Annotated in this window: 16 protein-coding genes and 4 pseudogenes; 10 read left to right on the plus strand and 10 right to left on the minus strand. The window is 55.7% G+C overall.

Annotation, left to right across the window (positions count from 1 at the left end):
• Nucleotides 1-271: 271 nt before the first annotated feature.
• Both QTA58_RS19510 and QTA58_RS19515 read left to right on the plus strand, forming a co-directional pair.
• Complete coding sequence (locus QTA58_RS19510) at nucleotides 272-916, plus strand: hypothetical protein (protein ID WP_289670350.1); 645 nt, start codon at nucleotides 272-274, stop codon at nucleotides 914-916.
• Between the two features lie 164 nt (nucleotides 917-1,080).
• A complete protein-coding gene (locus tag QTA58_RS19515; RefSeq protein ID WP_289670352.1) occupies nucleotides 1,081-1,686 on the plus strand; it encodes a hypothetical protein in 606 nt (201 codons plus the stop codon).
• A 302-nt stretch (nucleotides 1,687-1,988) separates the two neighbouring features.
• On the opposite strand, the gene QTA58_RS19520 is transcribed toward QTA58_RS19515, so the two are convergent.
• Together QTA58_RS19520 and QTA58_RS19525 are read right to left on the minus strand one after the other, a co-directional pair.
• Entirely contained in the window at nucleotides 1,989-4,013 is a 2,025-nt protein-coding gene (locus tag QTA58_RS19520) for an AAA family ATPase (RefSeq protein ID WP_289670353.1), read from the minus strand.
• On the minus strand, nucleotides 4,010-4,327 hold the full coding sequence (locus tag QTA58_RS19525; RefSeq protein WP_289670354.1) for a hypothetical protein: 318 nt from the start codon (nucleotides 4,325-4,327) through the stop codon (nucleotides 4,010-4,012). Before QTA58_RS19525 ends, QTA58_RS19520 begins: the two co-directional genes overlap by 4 nt.
• A gap of 52 nt (nucleotides 4,328-4,379) precedes the next feature.
• Here QTA58_RS19525 and QTA58_RS19530 point away from each other — a divergent pair, with 52 nt between their 5' ends.
• Both QTA58_RS19530 and QTA58_RS19535 read left to right on the plus strand, forming a co-directional pair.
• A complete protein-coding gene (locus QTA58_RS19530; protein WP_289670356.1) occupies nucleotides 4,380-4,763 on the plus strand; it encodes a helix-turn-helix transcriptional regulator in 384 nt (127 codons plus the stop codon).
• A 101-nt stretch (nucleotides 4,764-4,864) separates the two neighbouring features.
• Nucleotides 4,865-6,148, plus strand: a complete 1,284-nt coding sequence (locus QTA58_RS19535; RefSeq protein WP_289670358.1) for an MBL fold metallo-hydrolase — start codon at nucleotides 4,865-4,867, stop codon at nucleotides 6,146-6,148.
• 291 nt (nucleotides 6,149-6,439) lie between these two features.
• Here the strand turns inward: QTA58_RS19535 and QTA58_RS19540 are convergent, their stop codons facing one another.
• Nucleotides 6,440-6,928: a hypothetical protein gene (locus QTA58_RS19540; protein ID WP_289670360.1), complete on the minus strand. Its 489-nt coding sequence runs from the start codon at nucleotides 6,926-6,928 to the stop codon at nucleotides 6,440-6,442.
• Nucleotides 6,929-7,118: 190 nt separating this feature from the next.
• Nucleotides 7,119-7,565 (minus strand): hypothetical protein, encoded by a 447-nt coding sequence (locus QTA58_RS19545; RefSeq protein ID WP_289670361.1) that lies wholly within the window; start codon nucleotides 7,563-7,565, stop codon nucleotides 7,119-7,121.
• Between the two features lie 123 nt (nucleotides 7,566-7,688).
• Between QTA58_RS19545 and QTA58_RS19550 the strand changes: the two are divergent.
• Nucleotides 7,689-7,841: pseudogene (locus QTA58_RS19550) on the plus strand (IS481 family transposase); the annotation flags it as partial.
• Nucleotides 7,842-7,954: 113 nt separating this feature from the next.
• On the opposite strand, the gene QTA58_RS19555 reads toward QTA58_RS19550, so the two are convergent.
• The 3 genes and pseudogenes from QTA58_RS19555 to QTA58_RS19565 all read right to left on the minus strand — a co-directional run bounded on the left by QTA58_RS19555 (nucleotide 7,955) and on the right by QTA58_RS19565 (nucleotide 10,211).
• Nucleotides 7,955-8,707, minus strand: coding sequence for an NAD(P)H-binding protein (locus QTA58_RS19555; RefSeq protein WP_289670362.1), 753 nt, complete (start codon nucleotides 8,705-8,707; stop codon nucleotides 7,955-7,957).
• Between the two features lie 244 nt (nucleotides 8,708-8,951).
• Nucleotides 8,952-9,512, minus strand: a pseudogene (locus QTA58_RS19560) (integrase core domain-containing protein); the annotation flags it as partial.
• Nucleotides 9,513-9,755: 243 nt separating this feature from the next.
• Nucleotides 9,756-10,211 (minus strand): carboxymuconolactone decarboxylase family protein, encoded by a 456-nt coding sequence (locus QTA58_RS19565; protein WP_289670364.1) that lies wholly within the window; start codon nucleotides 10,209-10,211, stop codon nucleotides 9,756-9,758.
• Nucleotides 10,212-10,431: 220 nt separating this feature from the next.
• Between QTA58_RS19565 and QTA58_RS19570 the strand changes: the two genes are divergently transcribed.
• The 3 genes from QTA58_RS19570 (at nucleotide 10,432) to QTA58_RS19580 (ending at nucleotide 13,726) form a co-directional block, all read left to right on the plus strand.
• Nucleotides 10,432-11,319, plus strand: a complete 888-nt coding sequence (locus QTA58_RS19570; RefSeq protein ID WP_289670366.1) for a sigma-70 family RNA polymerase sigma factor — start codon at nucleotides 10,432-10,434, stop codon at nucleotides 11,317-11,319.
• Nucleotides 11,320-11,799: 480 nt separating this feature from the next.
• The gene (locus QTA58_RS19575; RefSeq protein ID WP_289670368.1) at nucleotides 11,800-13,119 is read left to right on the plus strand and encodes a nucleotidyltransferase; all 1,320 of its coding nucleotides are present in this window, start codon (nucleotides 11,800-11,802) and stop codon (nucleotides 13,117-13,119) included.
• On the plus strand, nucleotides 13,112-13,726 hold the full coding sequence (locus tag QTA58_RS19580) for an SLATT domain-containing protein (RefSeq protein ID WP_289670370.1): 615 nt from the start codon (nucleotides 13,112-13,114) through the stop codon (nucleotides 13,724-13,726). Before QTA58_RS19575 ends, QTA58_RS19580 begins: the two co-directional genes overlap by 8 nt.
• Before the next feature lie 143 nt (nucleotides 13,727-13,869).
• On the opposite strand, the pseudogene QTA58_RS19585 reads toward QTA58_RS19580, so the two are convergent.
• Nucleotides 13,870-14,930: pseudogene (locus QTA58_RS19585) on the minus strand (IS66 family transposase); the annotation flags it as partial.
• Between the two features lie 38 nt (nucleotides 14,931-14,968).
• Nucleotides 14,969-15,247: pseudogene (locus tag QTA58_RS19590) on the minus strand (transposase); the annotation flags it as partial.
• A gap of 361 nt (nucleotides 15,248-15,608) precedes the next feature.
• On the opposite strand from QTA58_RS19590, the gene QTA58_RS19595 reads away from it, so the two are divergent.
• Together QTA58_RS19595 and QTA58_RS19600 are read left to right on the plus strand one after the other, a co-directional pair.
• Nucleotides 15,609-15,941, plus strand: a complete 333-nt coding sequence (locus QTA58_RS19595) for a hypothetical protein (RefSeq protein ID WP_289670373.1) — start codon at nucleotides 15,609-15,611, stop codon at nucleotides 15,939-15,941.
• On the plus strand, nucleotides 15,941-16,657 hold the full coding sequence (locus QTA58_RS19600; protein WP_289670376.1) for a DNA N-6-adenine-methyltransferase: 717 nt from the start codon (nucleotides 15,941-15,943) through the stop codon (nucleotides 16,655-16,657). The genes QTA58_RS19595 and QTA58_RS19600 overlap by 1 nt, the downstream gene beginning before the upstream one ends.
• 682 nt (nucleotides 16,658-17,339) lie before the next feature.
• Here the strand turns inward: QTA58_RS19600 and QTA58_RS19605 are convergent.
• Entirely contained in the window at nucleotides 17,340-18,092 is a 753-nt protein-coding gene (locus QTA58_RS19605) for a hypothetical protein (RefSeq protein WP_289670378.1), read from the minus strand.
• Nucleotides 18,093-18,111: the final 19 nt, after the last annotated feature.

Genomic DNA, 18,111 nt, shown 5'->3' on the forward strand with positions numbered 1-18,111 from the left:
GGTCTCCTTTTTCTGCATTGGCAAGTAGGCAGCACGCCTTTGCATGAGACAACAGTGCGCAACACCACGAACCTGCAGGAATTGACGTTCGTTTCCGAACTGCAGCACAACGATAGTTTCCAATACCCAAAAGCTGAGAGCCTGGAGCGCGTTCCAATCGCAGCGGTCCTGATCAACCTCCGTTCGGGTACACAACAGTCTCCAGCGATCTACGCTTGACGGCGGTGAGTGGTGACGCGAACATTTTTGTATCGCGTCAGGAATATCCGTAATGAGTAACCCCACCATGCTGGTCGTCAGCACAACCCACCTTTCCAACGAAACAAATGCCTTTCTGTCCTCCACCGACTGCATGGACTGGCCAATCCTGGGCGGACCATATCGGGATGTTGGCTGGTTTTTTCATGTAGATGGGGATGTTTACGCCGACACCGAGCGGCCGTTCTCCGACTTGTATTCTGTCATCCAGCACGCGGCCGATCACGGATACGGTATCGTCCTGTTTTATGATTTGGGAGATGTGATCGACTGCTTACCAGTCTATCGGGAGCCGGAGTGCGAGGACACGGACGCGTATCTGTACGAGGGCTCCAGCAGCTGGCAAGCTACTCGGGGCTCGATCAATAAGACAAGTTCCGGAGAGAACACACCTGCAGCAGTCGCGTCTCAATCTCTCCTCGTTGACCTGAATGTTTCCATCGTCAAGGCTCACGACTACCTACTCGCTAGACGGTCAGAAATTTATGCAGCCTCTAATACTCCAAGCCACCGAAGGTCATTTCTGGAGAGCTCCAGACTGGTGAAAAAACACATCCTCGCTTTTCAAACCCTTTTGGCCGATCTCGACGCAGACCTCGCCTTAGCCGACTTTGACAGAGAACTTCCGTGTGACGTTAACCCCACCATTGTCACCTGATCGCCTCATCTGGGCTAGCTCATAGCCAAACAATTAGGAGCGTTCCGGCTGAGGCGAGCATATCGCAATGCTTCAAACTTGATGAAGCATGGTTTTTAAGGTTTGCAATTGACGGACGGAAAAATCCAGCTGAGCATTAGAATAGTTGCAGTTGGAAATTTAGCATGACAATTTTCGAGGCGAAGTTAAATCTGACCACCAAAGCATATGTCCCCGCAAATGACGAAGAAAGCGCCAAGCGAATGTGGACATATTTCGCGGGCTCATCCTTTGATTTGGCCGATGTCCGGTGGACTGCCCCTTGCGGCACCTCGCCGTTCACAATATTTCCAGATTTGAACATTGAGCCCATTCGGCGAGGGACGCAAATGCGACCAATCCTCTATGAAAATGTCCGTGTCGCTATCGAGCAGGAACCAATCGTAGATCAGGACTTCCTCCGTCCGACTGGCGCGTACCCTGAGGTCGCCCTGAAGATATTTCCCTTGGACGTCGCTCTCCAGGTGACAGGCTACATAACGAAGGGCGGGCGTTCGTCCGTAGCGGAAGTTGTCGAATACCTCGAGCTCAGCGTCGTTAACCTCTCAGATGCCGCGAAGTTTTGGCTTTCGATGGACGGCCTGGAGTCCGAAGTTTTGCCGATGGTGATCTCACGAACAGCAGTGATTTCTGGTTTCAGTGGCACCGGTCGGAAGCCGACCCTGAGGGCGAAACCATCGCGGGTATCTGGTGCATCGGGCAGTTCAGCGGGTGCGCGACACCTGCTGTAGGTCTCAGCAACACGTGAGAGCCACTGCGTCCCGGTGCTTGCCCGGCTCCTGCCGTCGCAATGTCGTGGCGGCTCAACCATCACGAGGGACAGTCAGTTTTTGAGGAAGAATGCTTTGCAATCCAAGGCCGAGACCCAAGTTGATGCCGTCTCGGACGAGGACGAGATACGACGCGCAACTGATAAGCTGCGATTACGCTGCCGGGAATGGGGTGGAACCTTCGCTTCAATGAGCGAGGAGGATGCTCGTGCGGTCGTTCTCGTCATACGCAACCTGGTGCCTCGGAGTGTGGGCGTGATGGATTAGACCGCTTGCTGACTATCGGCATGCTCCAAATCTTCGGACCGACCTGACGGGCTTTTGTCGAGCGGGCGAAGAAGCTCATCCAGTTTCGGACCGTTCAGCTTTCCCTCCGTTTTCAAAGCATGGGCGAGTTGCAGAAGAATGGGTTTGTGAGCGTTCAGGGCCTCTTTGGCTTTGCGATATTCAGCCCTCAGAATAGTGCCGATCTCCTTCCGTAGATCCGGCCGTCGTTCCAGAAAGCCCGGATCAGACGAGTCCACGAGGTGGATGGGCATGAAGCTTATTACCGTGCCCATGCCGAAAGTCGCTACCATGCGGGCAGCTATCTCCGTTGCCGAGGCGAGATCGCTTTCATTCGAACCACCAGCAGATGTTGAGCGGTCTCCGCAGATGATCTCCTCCGCAGCAAGGCCAGCCAAGCCGACAGCTATTTCCGCCCGAAAGGCGGTCGCGGTCTTCAGCGCCGAAGTGGGCTGACGGACCTTCGTATTTCCATGAGAATAGCGGTTGTCGTTCGCGATGTAGTCGAATGCGTAAACTTCAACCGAAAATATCTCACCAACGTCCAACAGTTTCGCGATGACCGCATGGCCCGCTTCGTGGACACAAACCCGCCAAATCTCTTGCTCGGTAAGGCGAGGGCGCTTAGGCAACGCCCGCTCCAAGTCGGCGGGTTGAACCTGACGATTGTCTATGCGTGCGAATTGGCGCACTTGTCTGGTTAGGTACTCAAGATCGGCACCCGTGTATCCAGGTAGTTTTTCCGCTGCGTCTCGAACCGACAGATCGCCGGATAGCTCGGGCAAATAAAATTCAAGGATGGCGATCCTGTCGTCGATGGATGGCGCAAGGATTTCGACATGCCGTTCCAGGCGACCCGCACGAGTGAGGGCGGGGTCCAGTCGATCCGGTAAGTTGGTTGCGGCCACGATAATCACACCTTCGCGGCTGATAGATCCATCAATTGCTTCGAGCAGGGCCGTCACGACCTCCGTGCAGTATTGAGAGTTATCGCCTGAGAACCTGCGCCGGTCGCCGACCGCGTCGACTTCATCGATGAAGAGGATGGCAGGAGCCATCTCCCGTGCTTCGTTGAAATCAGCATTCATGGCCTTTAGGAGATCTCCCAAATGTCCGCGGGACTGCCATTTGGCCAACGAGCAGGGGACAAAATGGGCGTTACATTCAACGGCGAGCGACGAGGCGAATGTTGTTTTGCCTACTCCTGGCGGACCGTACAAGAGAATGCCCCGGTCTACGTCTGCCCAGGAGAGCTTGCCTTGACGCCAAGCAGAGAGGTCGTGTTTCAGCTGCGTGCCCCAACGACCGGTCTCTCCGAACGCCTGCATCGGGAGGATGTTTTTGGCTGACGCCACCTGAACTCGCTGACGCCGCAGGCGTTCGATAGAAAGCGAGGCACGCCGCCCGCTTCTGAAAATGCCGTCAAGCAAGGCGGGCTCTTGCTGGCGCAAAAATTCTTTCTGATCGGCTGTCAGTATTCCGGCATTCATCAAACGCGCCAAGCCATCAAGATGAGCATCCTGCATCGGTTCCAGGTCCATGACTGCGTCCGCCATGGCCTCGATCACTGGGTGGAGATTCGAACCAATATTCGCAAATATGATAATCTTGCTTGCTCTCAACATGTCCTTAGGAACAGTTTCCCATTTGCCCTTCTTGTTTCTTTCGGGATGGGTGAATGCAGCAAAATGGGAAGGCCGGTTTTCTGTCGATCCGAGGCACAGGGCTGAAACGGCCTCAAGATCTTCCAAAGCCCAGTTTCGCGGCACTCTTACGATTAGGACGAAGGTGCGCGCGCTCAGAAAGGCTGGAACCCGCTTCAACAGTTGGATGAATGCGCAGCACTCCAGGAAGAGGCGGGGACCTCTATCAAGAGCCTGGAAGGCAGCGTTTCGCCGAAAGCTCAGTGGCATCTTGGAGCGCACTTCATCGACTCTCTTCGCAGCTTGCATCATTGCGGCGATGGCTGCGTCGAGCAGCTCGCTGTCATATTTTTCGGTCACGACTGGTGCTCCTGTTGCACCAGGAGCGAGCCAAGGCTGTACCAGCGATTGGTCGTGCGGGCGATGCCGAGAGACTGATCAATATAGATCAGCTCCGATGTAACGCCGCCTCTGCCGTCGTGGATTGATGGGTGAGAGTTCATCGTACCAAGTAGACAAGGAACTGCACGCTTCACGATTATCCAGTCGTCAATCATAACCGTTGGATGGGGAAGGTGCCCGTCGGCCAAAGAAGTGAGATCTGCCGCTAGCGTGCGATACGTTGCGGCCATCTCCCGAAGACCGTCGGAGTAGAACGTTGATGTGAAATCCATTTGCTGATTCTCCGGTGGGTTCGAAAACAGAAAGAATTTCACACAAAAAAGCGTGATTCGTTTCGAAAATGCAAACGAAGAATTGCTTTGTAGAAGTTATCGTTTGGAAAATGCAAGCTATGTTGACATTTTTCCTGGCGCAGATGTTTTTGGACGGATGGCATTGTCATTCGATCCTTCAACGCTCCGAGCTGCGCGCGTTCTTGCTGGCTTAACGCAGGAAGATTTGGCGCGTCTTTTGAAGATTTCGGTGCCGTTTTTGCGCAAGGCGGAAACAACGCCTGAAAAGGTGACTATTGAGACGCTCGAGAAGATAAAGGTTGCGCTGGAAGAGCAAGGAATTGTCTTTATCCACGAAAACGCCGGGGAGGGCCCAGGCATTCGGCGTCGTAAGCCTAACGAGAAGAAGCCGGACACGCGCTCAAAGGATGGTTGACAGCTGCTCGGCGGTTTAGCTTACAAGAGAGACTAATTCCCAATCTTCAAGGTGTCATCTAAGACTGCCCAACGTTCGTTTGAGCAGGGGGTATGGTTACATTGTTCATCGATATTCCGACGCCAAGATATCTTAAAGAATTTCCTCGGCGGAGCTTATACGCTCGACTTTCCCGCATCGATTTCCTCAGTGATCGGCCACATCGTCGTGCGTCCTTTGAGTTCGACGGCATTGATGCGCGCTCGGTTGACCTGGCGACCGATGTAAAAAAGGAACTCTTCGACGGCCGGGAGTTCTGGTCGTTCGGTCTGGTGCGGATTGTAACGACGCCTCATCGTTTCTCCGAAGTCCTTGGATCACCCCCGGTCATTGGCGGATGGTATCACCTGGAACTTGAGCCGGGCGTCCTCCATAAAGGGTTGATGTCCTGGCATGCTCAGCTTGGGCCGACCGGCTACTATGATCAGTCACGAGGCTCGACAATATCCGGATTGCCACTGGAGGATCCGCTAGACCCATCCGACCGGCCAAGACCTCGCAGCCTCGGCGCGGCGGCAAGCAGGCAAAAGCTTCCCCAGAGCATCGCAGAGCTTTCCAAGGTTGCGACGGTATCATCTGACACTACCGTCCTCGACGGGATTTTGGCGCAGATACAAGTGCCGGAAACCATTGTCGTTCGTGACGTGGGCCAAGCGTGCTTCACATCCTTCTTGACCAAGGATGGTGACGCCTACCTCCACTTTGACACCGGTCTCCCGATCTCCTTCAACGGACATACGGCACCGAAATCGATCAATATCCAACCAGCTAAACAGCAAACCGTTATTCTGTCGCACTTCGACTGGGACCACTTGCATGCCCCGTATTCGATCCCGGCGCTGCTTGACGCGAAGTGGATTGTTCCGTCTCAGAAGCTGGGGCCAGGGGCCGCCCGGCTGGCCCTTATTATAGCGAGGAGGGGTGGGCTTCATGTTTGGCCAGCCGGGCACGCCTACAACTCCGCGGCAGTTTCGGTAGCTGAATGCTTGGGCACCGCAGGAAATGTGAATGACACTGGGCTGGCAGTGGTAGCAAATCTGGCAAGTGGTAAGCGTGCGCTACTCACCGGAGACGCTGCATATCCGACGCTGCCAACCGGCTTCAACAAACCGGTCGAGTATCTCGTCGTAAGTCATCACGGCGCGAAATGTTCAGGCGGCTTAAAAGGACTACCTACACCGTCAAGCAAGTTCGAGAAGTCGGTTGTCTCATTCGGCTCGGGCAACGTTTACCGCCATCCAGACCTGACAACCAAAGCGTCACACGTATCTGCGGGCCTACGTCCGTGGATTTCTACGGCGGCTGATTACCCCCACTATGGCCGGGGTGATAGATATCTGAAATAAAGGCGAACCTGCGCAGGGCAACCTTCGCTCCATCGGAGCCCCGGCGTTATGGAGAGCAAGTGCCAAGAGATACCGATGAGGGCTGATGCTATCTCCTGGTGCGTCAGGAGTAAGGCGTATGGTGGAAATCGTACACGAATTGAAAGCGCATCTGGGTGAGACGGGTGCCACGTTCGACCGCTGCGACTTTCGGATGCGGAAGCTCTTCTGGAGCAACTCAAAGAGTATCGACAGTGGGTCGAGAGCGAAAAGTCCCGGGGCTCCGGGCTTTTCTAACCATCAGGGCCAAAGTTAAGGAGCCGCACCGGCAAACGCCGACCGGGACCCTGGATCCGGTATGTCGAGCCCACCGGAAATCGACAGAAGCGTGCTTGCAATTACATTGATGGCGCTCCGGCTCGCGATCACCGATGTTTCGCAGCCTTGTTTACGATGATCTGCCTCTGAAAGTTGTTGCAGTGTGTCCCGCGCGAGGGCGAGCGCCGCAAGCCAGGCTGAACGATCCCATTGCCGAGCGATGGTACCGGCGGCTCGGCTATGGTCGTGATGAAGAACCGGCCCCGTGCGTACAAGTTCGTCCAAAGCGTTCAACAGCGCTTTTCGAACATTGTTGCCGCGCGGACGGAGTAACATACTCTTCGGATCGATGCCGGTCTCAAAAGCATGGATAAATTCGCACAATGTATCTCTATAGGAGGTTGCATACCCGGGCCGATCGAGGACATCTTTCGAGACGACGTGTCCGGCCGCTAATTCTCTAAGCTCTTCTATGATACGCATATGAATACTCCCCGTTCTTCATGAATAGGGTCTTCCGCGGCGGCGAATGGTGCAAGCGGAAAATTGCGTGTACAAATTTTAGGCCGCCATCGCTATCGGCGACGAAACGCGTCGCCGATAGCGCCGGTCGTACTCAACAGATCCGGGAACGACCGCACCCAAAAAAGAAGGGCGCAGTAGGCTGGAACCATCAGCTCTTATAGATCGTGCTCACCAAACCGCGACCGACGACTGGCATCGGGAATGGTAAGATCAGCATGCTCCGAGTCCTGATTTGTGGGTTCAGCTTGGCAAGATATTGCAAGACGCGCCTTAGGTCGCGTTTCGTTGAATTCCAGCGTAGGACGCGCATCTGATTGACGGGCTTACGTATACCCGATCCACCGGCCGCCGCGTCCAAGGCGACTAGGACCAAATCTAGATCGCCATACGAGAAACCCACGTCATTGACCTTTCGGTCGAATGAGACGGCAAGGTACTGGATGGATGACCGCCGCTTTCTTACGATATCGTAGATGTCCGGGTCTTCTTCCAACTGCCATTTGATGTCATCAAGGAAGGCTGCGCGTTTACTAGTAGGATTGAATTCTGTCCTCAAATCATGAAAAGCAATATCAAATGCGGACCTGCGCGCCATGCGATTAACGTCCTCCTATAAATGAACAACAGGATCCAGTTTGCCGATCTGCCGAAAAACTGCTCAAAGCCTACAGCTATGTGGCGCGATGATCCGTTCGTCCGCGCCTGCCAAACCCTCGACATCGAACACCGACTGACAAAGTCGAAACCTCCAGGGGCCAACGGTCAGGTCGAGCGGATGAAACGCACCATAGTCAAGTGCTTTCACGATGATAACCATGATCAGTACCGAAACCATCTCCAAAGCTCCATTCCCGCGTATAGCTCCGGCCGCTGCCATAAGCCGGGCAGATTGGCAGCCTAAGTGAGCGCGGACGAGCTTGCATCCCGAAGTGTCTAGATAGTGAACTTAAGGGAGGAAGAAGATGCTCTCCTTCGTCCTCGCTGCTATGTCTGCAGGCCTCGTGAAAGCCAGTCGTGAAAGGTCTCGGTGCCTGACGCGAACGGTCTCGCTGGCAAAAGGGCGTTGCCCCTCAGTGCAACCCCAAAATACAGAGCTGTTGGGCTGGAAACAATGGCACGGTTATCTTGATGTGCGCTTAGGAGCTCTCGGGCTAGATCGCAAAGTTGGCTGGCTTCTGGGCCTCCGAGATCAACAGTGCGATATTTTGCTTTCTGTTGGCCCACGCGCGCGATGATCGCTGCCGCTTCGTCGGCGGCGATCGGCTGGAGGTCGACTACGGGCAATGCCAACGCTCCATCAACTTCGGAAGCGTCTACTATGCCTCCAAGTGTTTCAAAAAATTGGGTGGATCGAACAATTGTATATGGTACGCCGGACGACCGAACGAGGTTTTCTTGGACCAGCTTTGCTCGGAAGTAGTCGTTCTCGACCAGCTGATCGGCTCCGACAACGGATAGGACGATATAGTGCTGGATTTCGGCATCTCGCGCGGCGGTGAGCAGGTTGGATCCGGCTTGCTTGAAGGACTGAAGGGCATCGTTGCCGCCGAAGGAGCCAAAATTGGTTACATCAATAAGGGTGTCGGCAAACGCGAGAGCCTGGCTAAGTCCTTCGCCTGTGATCGCATCCACGCCCGTACTTTTGGACGCTTCTACTACTTCGACCCCGCTGCGCTGCAGAGCCCCCACTATCCTGCTGCCCATCAATCCGCTCGAGCCCAAAACTACGGTTCTCATCGCGCTATCCTCTCAATGTACCCAGAAGGCGATACTAAGGGTTCCGACAGCATGATCGATTAAACGATGTTTTGGGTTGACCAAGCGAAGGTCGACCATCCGCAAGTTCTCTACCGATCTCAACGAAAACTCACGAGTTGTCACCTGAGACCCTGAACTTTCTCCAAATCTGATAGAGTCCGTCGTATCAGTGAGGTGCTCCCGGATTTTGGACCGCCCGGCTGGAGGATTCTCGGGCTTGAACTCATGGGGGATGGGATGCGCCGGAGCCGTTCATGAGCGATATCGGCGGCTTGTTGCCGATGGCGCTGTGAGGACGGACCTCGTTGTAGTCTCTAAGCCAATGCTCCATCTTCTGACGGGCGTCGTCAAGCGTGAGGAACCAGTGGGTGTTCAGGCACTCCGCCCAAAACTTCCCGTTGAACGACCCGATGAAGGAGTTGTCGGTCGGCTTGCCCGGCCGCGAGAAATCAAGCACGACATCCTTCTGATAGGCCCACGGGTCGAGGTCGCGGGAGATGAATTCGGAGACCTGGTCAACCCGGATCGATTGCGGATAGCCATGTTCGCGACAGACCCGTTCGACGGTGGCGACGACATCCTCCCCACGATAGCTGTAGCGGGGGTCGACAGCTGGCGAGAAGCGCGACCAGATGTCGACGATGGTCAGAACGCGCAGCTTCTTTCCGGTCGCGAGCTGATCGTGAACGAAGTCCATTGCCCAGGTCTGGTTGCATCTCGTCGCCTCCGTCCTGTCTTCCCGCAGCTTCGCCTTCACCAGCCGTTTCGGCGTTTTGTTGCGCAACTAAGCCCTAACTGTAAGCGGTGTTTTCCTCCCACATTGACTAAGCGCGAAAGATCGCTCCGATTACTATCGCTGCTTGATTGATGGCATGAATGCACCGACCGGGACGAGCCTTTGCGGGTTGATGAAGGAGCTGTTTCGACCCCATCCCGGTCGTAAAGCTGGAAGCCAGCGGGGCCTGCAAGCAACCGATCCATAAGCACAGTGGTGCCGTCGTGGCTAAGCAACAGCGCCAGCGCGTTTTCAGGGCTGCGCCTTCACCGGAAGTCGGAATGGCGCGCCTAGACGGTTGAAGGCGTTCATAGCTGCGATCGTGATTGTGAGGTCTACCAAATCTTTAGGCCCGAAAACTGCCGAGACAGCAGCATAGGCTCGGTCAGAAGCATGTGTCTCGCTGACAAGCGTCACCTCCTCGGCCCAGGCCAGCGCCGCGCGGTACTGTTCGGAGAAAAGATGCGGCACCTCTTCCCATACCGGGACCAGAGCGACCTTGTCGGCTGCCATGGTCTGCAACAGATCGCGGGTGTGCAGGTCGATACAATGTGCGCAGCCGTTGATCTGCGATACGCGCAGGAACACGAGATGGATAAGTTCCCCAGGCAAATTCGTGTTGTGTGTGACGTAGTGATGGACGCCGAAAAGGGCCTTGGCTCCAGCGGGTGCTACCTCGTACCAGTTGAGGCGCGTTGTCATATTCATGATGGTCTCCTGTGAATCGCGCCAACACGCGGCGCTGCTCGAGTGACGACGCGGCGATGGGAGGCGTGACATCTCGACCTGATTTTATTTTGGCATGTGCCATGTCACACTTGCACGAACTCGCTCGTCCACGGGTCAGGCGAGCGAGTGCGAGGAAAGTGGCATGTGGCACAACGGCAGGAACGCAACGGACCGGTCTCATGACATCCGCGAGGGGGGGATGGCCAATGAAGCGAGCGCTGATGTGCCGCTTAGCGACCAAAGAACCGTAGAATTCGAACTTGATCGCAAACGCTTGCTGCGTCTGAGCTACCGGATGCTAGGGTCGATCACGGAGGCGGAAGATGTCGTGCAGGATGCGTGGTTGCGTTGGATACGCGTTGAAGACGAAGTCCGTATTCCGAGCGCCTATCTCACTCGCATCGTCACCCGACTATGCCTTGATCGGATGAAGTCGGCGCGAGCGCGCCGCGAGATCTATGTCGGCCCATGGCTACCAGAGCCTTTGGTCGAGCCTCTTGATGCGCAAGAAGCCATTGCTGACGATGTCACTGTGACGCTGATGTTAGCGTTGGAGCGACTTTCGCCGCTAGAACGAGCGGCCTTCCTGCTCCACGAAGTGTTCGACGTGGCGCTGACCGAGGTCGCGGTCGTGCTTCATCGTGAACCTGCCGCCGTTCGGCAACTTGCTTCTCGCGCGCGCAAGAATGTTCAGAATGCACGACCACGATACAGCGTCGGGGCGGCAGAGGCTGATGGAATTGCGCGCGCTTTTTTTGCTGCTTCGCGTGACGGCGATGTCACCGCGCTTTCGGCGTTGCTCGCGCGCGATGTCGAGATACATAGCGACGGCGGCGGCAAGGTGCTGGCGTTCCGAGAAGTCATCCGCGGCTTGGAACGTGCACTGCGACTCTTCGTTTCCGCTCAGCGTAAGGCCGCGACTCCGCCCACCTTGCTGCGAACCGCAACTATTGGCGGCCTGCCCGGGTATGTAAGCCTTGATCCAAATGGTGTGCTGCAAACAACAGCTCTCGGCATTCGCGACGGTAAGATTTTCGCGATCTATATCGTCAAAAACCCGAACAAGCTGACGCATATTGACGTTTAAGATCGCCGCTGCGGCCTTCGAGCGCCCGCCCGCACAGCATTCATCTAAGCGGTGTTCTCAGGCCACGGGCTTGGTTTCTGGCTGGTCGGCGTAGGCCCAAGGCAACAGGTCGTCGAGCTGACTATTCGGGTGGCCATTGACGATTTTGGTGATGACGTCGGCCGGATAGGCAGTAAGCGGTGTTTTCCTCGCACGTTGACCAGGCGCGGTGGGCCGTTCCGAAAGCTACCGCCGCAGCATTGACGGCAACAAAGCGCCAATTGCAGACATCTCTTAGTGCGTTAATGAACGGCATACCCCGACCCCATTTCGGTTGTTTAACTTGCCGTAGCGGTTTTTCCGAAACTGAATTGCCCGCTGGCGGACGCGGTCGTGCTAAGTGCCTCGAAATTTATGTGAATGCTTCGAACGGGATCATTGTGATCGTCCCGTTTTGCTCTACACCTACGAAAGGGCGATAGCACAACCGGGGGTGGGGGCTTGAGTATAGCAGACACATTCAAGCAGTTTCTCAGCAACCTTGCCGTCGACAACGCCCAAGCGATCTCAGATCGGTATGGGGAAATTACCTGCGCGCTCAATAAGAAATTCCGCGATTCGGAATCGAAGACTGCCAATACCCTGCAAGTTGGCTCCTACGGACGACATACTGCTATCAAGGGCATCTCCGACCTGGATATGCTCTACATCATGCCGAAGGGCGAATGGGACAATTACAAAAACGGCGGTCAGTCAAAGCTGCTGTCCGATGTCGCCGCCGCCATCCGCGCGCGCTATCCCAAGACGACCATCCGGGTGGATCGGCTCGTTGTTCAAGCCGTCTATTCTAATTTCACCGTGGAGGCCCAGCCAGTATTTGAGCAGGACGACGGCAGCTTCAAATATCCCGACACCTACAATGGGGGGGCTTGGAAAATAACCAAGCCTCGGGAAGAGATTAAGGCCATGTCGGAGTTTGTGGCCGAAAAGAACGACAACCTCAGGCGACTCTGCAAGATGGCTCGCGCCTGGAAGAACAAGCACGGCGTTGGGATCGGTGGGTTGCTGATCGACACGCTGGCGCACAACTTTCTCAAATCTACCAGCGAATATGACGACAAGAGCTATCTTTACTACGACTACATGAGCCGTGATTTCTTTGCCTATCTCAAGGAATTGCCCAAGCAGGACTACTTCGCAGCGCTGGGGAGCGGCCAGCGCGTTAAGGTGAAAAAGCAGTTTCAGCGGAAGGCAAAGAAGGCCTACGAGCTCTGCCTCAAGGCTATCGAGGCCGAGGGCAAGGACCACCAGAACGACAAGTGGCGCGCAGTATATGGGCGGTTGTTCCCTGCCGCCGAGAAGATGCAGAAGGCTGCGCTTACAGATCGCGCGGGCCACGCTGTTCGCATGACGGAGGAGTTCCCCGACGAGGTATTCGCCGCCATCGACATTCGAAAGAACATCAGCATCGATTGCCAGGTTGAGCAGAGCGGCTTTCGCCCCGCGTCACTCAGTGAAATGCTTCGCAACGGCGCGCTCTTGATACCGCGCAAGAAGCTCACCTTCTCCGTGGTTGAGACGGATATCGCTGGTTCCTATGGTTTATTTTGGAAGGTGCTCAATCGGGGCCAGGAGGCAATCAAGCGCGACTGCATTAGAGGTCAAATCGTGAGGGACGATGGGCATAAGAGGAAAGTCGAGCGCACAAATTTCAAGGGTGACCACATTGTTGAGTGCTATGCCCTCGTTGACGGCGTTGTCGTAGCGACCGACCGCATCCACGTGCCGATAAGCGCGAATCAAGAGGATTACGATGAATAGGGAGGGTCTACTCCGGAGCATTGCTGAGACGGGCTACAACGTCGGCTTTGGAGCGAAGAAGAATTTTGCCACGCACGACATTGTGCAGAAGGTTCCCGGCGGGCTCGGGCTCCTCTCCCTGTTGGTAGGCCTCTATGCGCTTATCTGGGAGCCGCTTAACGCGAAGTGGATCGCTGCGACGATGGTCGCATTTGGCATCGTCACGTTGATGATTACGCACTACGAACACAACAAGGTCGCCTGTTGCGAAGAAGGGGAGCGACTGACCGCGTTGTTTTATCGGCTGCGCGACCTCTATCGCGACGTGCAGGCGACGGCGGAAGGCGACGACCTTACGGCCTATCGACAGCACCTAGATGCGCTTCAGGCGGAGGTGTTCAGCTCCAACCAATCGAAGCAAATCCTTTTTAGCGACTGGTACGCTCACTATAAATTCTTCTGGCAGCACCAAATAGAGTGGATCGACGAGCAAAAAAAATTCACGTTCTGGCGGGATAAGGTGCCGCTATCGCTGTCCCTCACACTGGCGGTGGTGGCGGTATTCATTTTAGTCGGCCTTCTTCGGTGCTCTAACGCTCCCTTGCTGCTCCCCAAGTTTTGGGGGTGAGGCCAAAATCCAACTAAGTCTCTGAAATTATGGTAGTCGCGATAAGGATTGAAACTGCGACGCACCAGTTTGAAGGGCAACTTCTGGCACCTCCAAGCGAACAGCGAGGCGATGGTCGCCCAGTTCTCCGCTCCCGCATCGTGTCACGCAAAGAGAGCATTCTTCCGATTTAATGCTATCGGCCGAATGGTCCGCTCACGGAATTGTTGTCGATCTCGATCCGGCCGTCGGTCAGGAAGATGCAGAGGCCATCCCAGTATTTGGCGATGTAGGAAAGCGCTTCGCCGAGCGGCGATTTACCAGCGACGCGGGCGCGATGCTGCGTGAGCTAGGTTCGCATGTCGGCAATCAATGGCGATGATCGTTCTTGCAGCCCAGCGAGGCGAGCTTCTGCGGGGAGCCCGCGTAGCTCGGGCTCGATCCGATAGAGTTCGCCGATCCGCCCTACACCCTCCTCGGCAATGGGCGCTGACCCGGTGCGCGTGATCTCGACCAGCTTGCGACGAGCATGCGCCCAACAATAGGAAAGCTGGATGTCGGGACCGACAGGACCCTGGGCGATTAGCCGATTATATCCGGCGTATCCATCGACCTGGAGGATGCCCGTAAACCCTTGCAGTTTCCGCTCGGCATGGTGTCCGCTACCACCGGGTGCGTAGGTGAAGGCCACACCTGGCGGCGCACCTCCGCCCCAAGGTCGGTCATCACGAGCCAGCGCCAAGAAGTATCCGGTCTTGGTCTTGCGGGAGCCAGGTTCAAGGACCGGCGCACGAGTCTCGTCCATGAAGAGCTTCGTCGACCGCTTCAGGTCTGCAATCAGAGGGTCGAAGACCGGACGCAGTTCGAATGCTGCTCGACCGACCCAATCGGCGAGTGTCGAGCGGTCAAGATCGAACGCCTTGTCGGCTCATGATCTGGGCTTGGCGATACCGAGGTATGTGATCGGCATATTTGGAGACCAGCACATGTGCGATAGTCGCCTCGGTCGGCAATCCAGCGGCAATCAGTCGCGCAGGCGCTGGAGCTTGGGAGACGCCGTCCGTGCAGGCACGGCAGGCGTATTTTGGACGTCGGGTGACGATGACACGGAACTGCGCCGGGATAACATCCAAGCGATCAGAAACATCCTCGCCGATGCAATGCAGGCCGCCGCCACAGCAGCAGATCAGGCTTCCGGTTCAATGATTTCCTCGACACGAGGAATCATCGTCGGCGCTGTTACTATCTGGTTGGAAGAAGGCACAGCACGTCCTGAAGCATTGCCTTGTCCAATGACCTGGCGGCCACGATCCGCTTCAGCTTGGCGTTCTCCTCCTCGAGCTGGCGCAGCCGCGTCACCTCCGACGGCATCAGACCCGCATAGCGCTTGCGCCAGTTGTAGAACGTCGCTTCCGAAATTCCCGCCTTTCGACAGACCTCGCCGATCGCCGTGCCATCTTCAGCCTGCTTCAGCACAAACGCGATCTGTGCCTCTGAAACTTCGATGTCTTCATTGGAACTCTCCTTCTCCCATCGAGGCATTATCGTTGGAAAATTCCGGCCGGAAACGGTCCTATTCGAAGGGAGCACGTCATCAGGGAGACGGACGGAGTGAATTGCGCGCGGTTACCGCTGCAACAGCTATGGGACTTCGTCGCCAGCGAAGTTCGCTCGAATGGTCGCCGACAACGATGCCGAAGCATTGGAGGCGCATGTGGTCAAATGCCGCCGCACGGTTTTCTGACCGCGCGTGAACGACGACCTCATCACGTTGCTTGATGAGAGTCGAGCCGCCGCAAGCCCGAGGCCGTCAGTAGATCCGATTATAACAATCCGACTCATGAGCCATCCCCTTCGTAGGGGTGATTGCGCGATATTTTTGTGGGTTGCGGCCGACAGATTCATGATTGACGCTATCATCAGTGCAATGCGGAATCTGACCATGTGGTTCAATCTGAAAGATACGGAAGTAAGAGAAATACTAGCTCTCATGCCGGAGGGAACTGTCGCCGAAAAGCTGCGAGAACCTGCTGATCCGGACGCCCAAGCATTTATAGACGCCGTCGCAACGAGTGACGATCTGGAAGTCGATCCGGACGCAGTCGTGTCCCGGGGCGACGATGGAGCTTTCGTCATGAGTTGGACCTGGGTCCCGAACGAGAAAGCGGGCATTGAGCCAGCCTCCGACGAGGAGGACCATGACAGCATCGATTCGCCTAGGGGCATACTGATCTGATGGCGTATTGGGATCAACCAGGTGCATCTGACGAGTGGTACACACCAAAACATGTTTTCGACGCGCTCGGGGCGGTGTTCGATCTCGACGTGGCATCGCCGAAGGGGATCAAGACCTTCGTTCCGGCCTTGCACTTCATCGATGAACGAAGTCTTGAGCAAGACTGGCAAGGTTTCATCTGGATGAATCCGCCGTTTGGCGGACGGAATGGTCTCGTGCCATGGCTGGAAAAGTTCTTTAGCCATGGGAACGGGATTGCACTGGTACCCGACCGCACAAGTGCGCCTTGGTTCAGGGAAGCGTGGCGCGGCGCGGATCTCGTGCTCTTCACGCCAAAACTGCGCTTCCATCGTCCGGATGGCTCCGTCGGAAAAGCGCCATCGAACGGTACCGCATTGCTCGGAATCGGGGAGGTGGCGACAGAGGCTTTGGAAAGAGCTTCAGCTGCAGGGCTCGGTATTCTGGCCAAGCCTTTGACTAACCTCGTCTCCGATCATCCGAAACCCGAAGCAGTTGTAAGGAAGGCGGAGCCGATACCGCCGCACTCGATATCGAAGCAGGATGCTTCTGTGGAGGTTGCGGCTGCGAAAATCAAAGAGCGCGCTTTAGGCTGGGGAGGGCGGTTCGCGGAAATGACCGAGCTGGATGCTGTCTCCATCGCGGCGGTCGCAAAGGAATTCTTGGAGCGTCAGCCTCGCGCCATCACGTCACCTTGAGGTGCGCTGCACTTTGCGCTGGGCGAAACGACTTTGCGAGTTGCTCACTCCGGCAAATCGTATCGCGACCTCAACGGCTACTCCAGGATCGCCCTGCTGTTCCGCGTTGTATCGAGTCACCGGTTTAAGAAATGGATTGTGGTTCGGGCCTTGCGATGAGATCGGACAAGTCGCTGCCGAAGGCTGCGTTTGTAATATAGCCGAAAAATGAGGACCACGGTCTCAATACTGCAACTTCCTAATCCGTTCTTCTATCAGGGTTCTCAAGACCTGTTTGAATTGATCATTGCGTTCGGCCTGTTTCGTATCTTTGGGAAAGTGGAAATCATGTGGGATGGCAGGAATTCCGCCTAACGCAGCCCTCATTGCTGGAACAGTTACGTCCTTGTCATTCCGATACGATGGCCACGAAAACACGGTACGTTTTATGCGGCCCTTCGACGAGTACGAGACGAAGAGGAGCTCCCTCGCGCTCAAGACAATGCAGCGGATGGCGAAGAACAGAAGGGATTCGCTACATCGACTTTAGAGTCCGCGCGGTTGAGATCAGGACAACTGGAATAGGATCCAGAGTTCCGTCATCCCCGAGACCACTGGGATGTCTTCCCAATAAAGCTCTAGGTTATTCCGATAATTTCGCTCCAACCGCATTCCTCCGACCGACGTACAAGCCAATCGTCGCTTATTCGAAGACCGTTGTGAGATCAGGTCGAAATTTGAACTTCGACGGAAGATAAGGAAGTATTCGAGCCAGAGGCTGGGTAGGGTCGCGAGATATCGGGACGCGAAATCCCATATTTCGCAGCACGACCAGGGCGGTCTGGTCGTCAATTTTAATGTTGAACGGTTCGCACCAATAGGCCTTTTCATCCTCGTTGAATTCCGATCTCCGCTCTCCAGCCAGAATCATCTGGCAGTTAAGAGGCACATCCGGCAGAAACGTGTTGGGAAAGAAAAACTGGCGGCGAGAGAGCAGTCCGGCCGGAGACAAGGAAATCTGATAGCCAAACTGTCGGAATAGCGCGAGATAACCGGCGGAATATAACGAGACTTGGTGCCGAGTGTTGATCCTCGCCTTTTGAAAGTCGGCCCCGAGCAATTCACGGAGGGAGGGATCGAAGTGCTTGCCCTTCCAGCTGTTGCAGCCGTGGCCTGGAACGCGCTTCCCTTTGATCACCAGTGGTTTCTGGCATAGCAACGTCAAGCCACTCCGCTCATTCTGAGGGATGGCCTGGCGTACATTTGCAGGGTCGCACCTAAGAGCTTGCTTTGGAACGATGTGCTCTACCGAGAACTCATCGAAACCGAGCGGACGGCAACAGGTAGGGCAGAGCAAAAGATCATCGTTGTCGAACCGCGGTACCAACGATTTCAAATCGGTCCGCAGGCGATGCCAAAGGATTTCTTTTTGCGCCGGTATGTCGATCTGCTTCATAGAAATTGACCAATCCAGT

The organism is Neorhizobium sp. CSC1952 (assembly GCF_030378245.1).
Classification (GTDB): Bacteria; Pseudomonadota; Alphaproteobacteria; order Rhizobiales; family Rhizobiaceae; genus Neorhizobium; species Neorhizobium oryzae_A.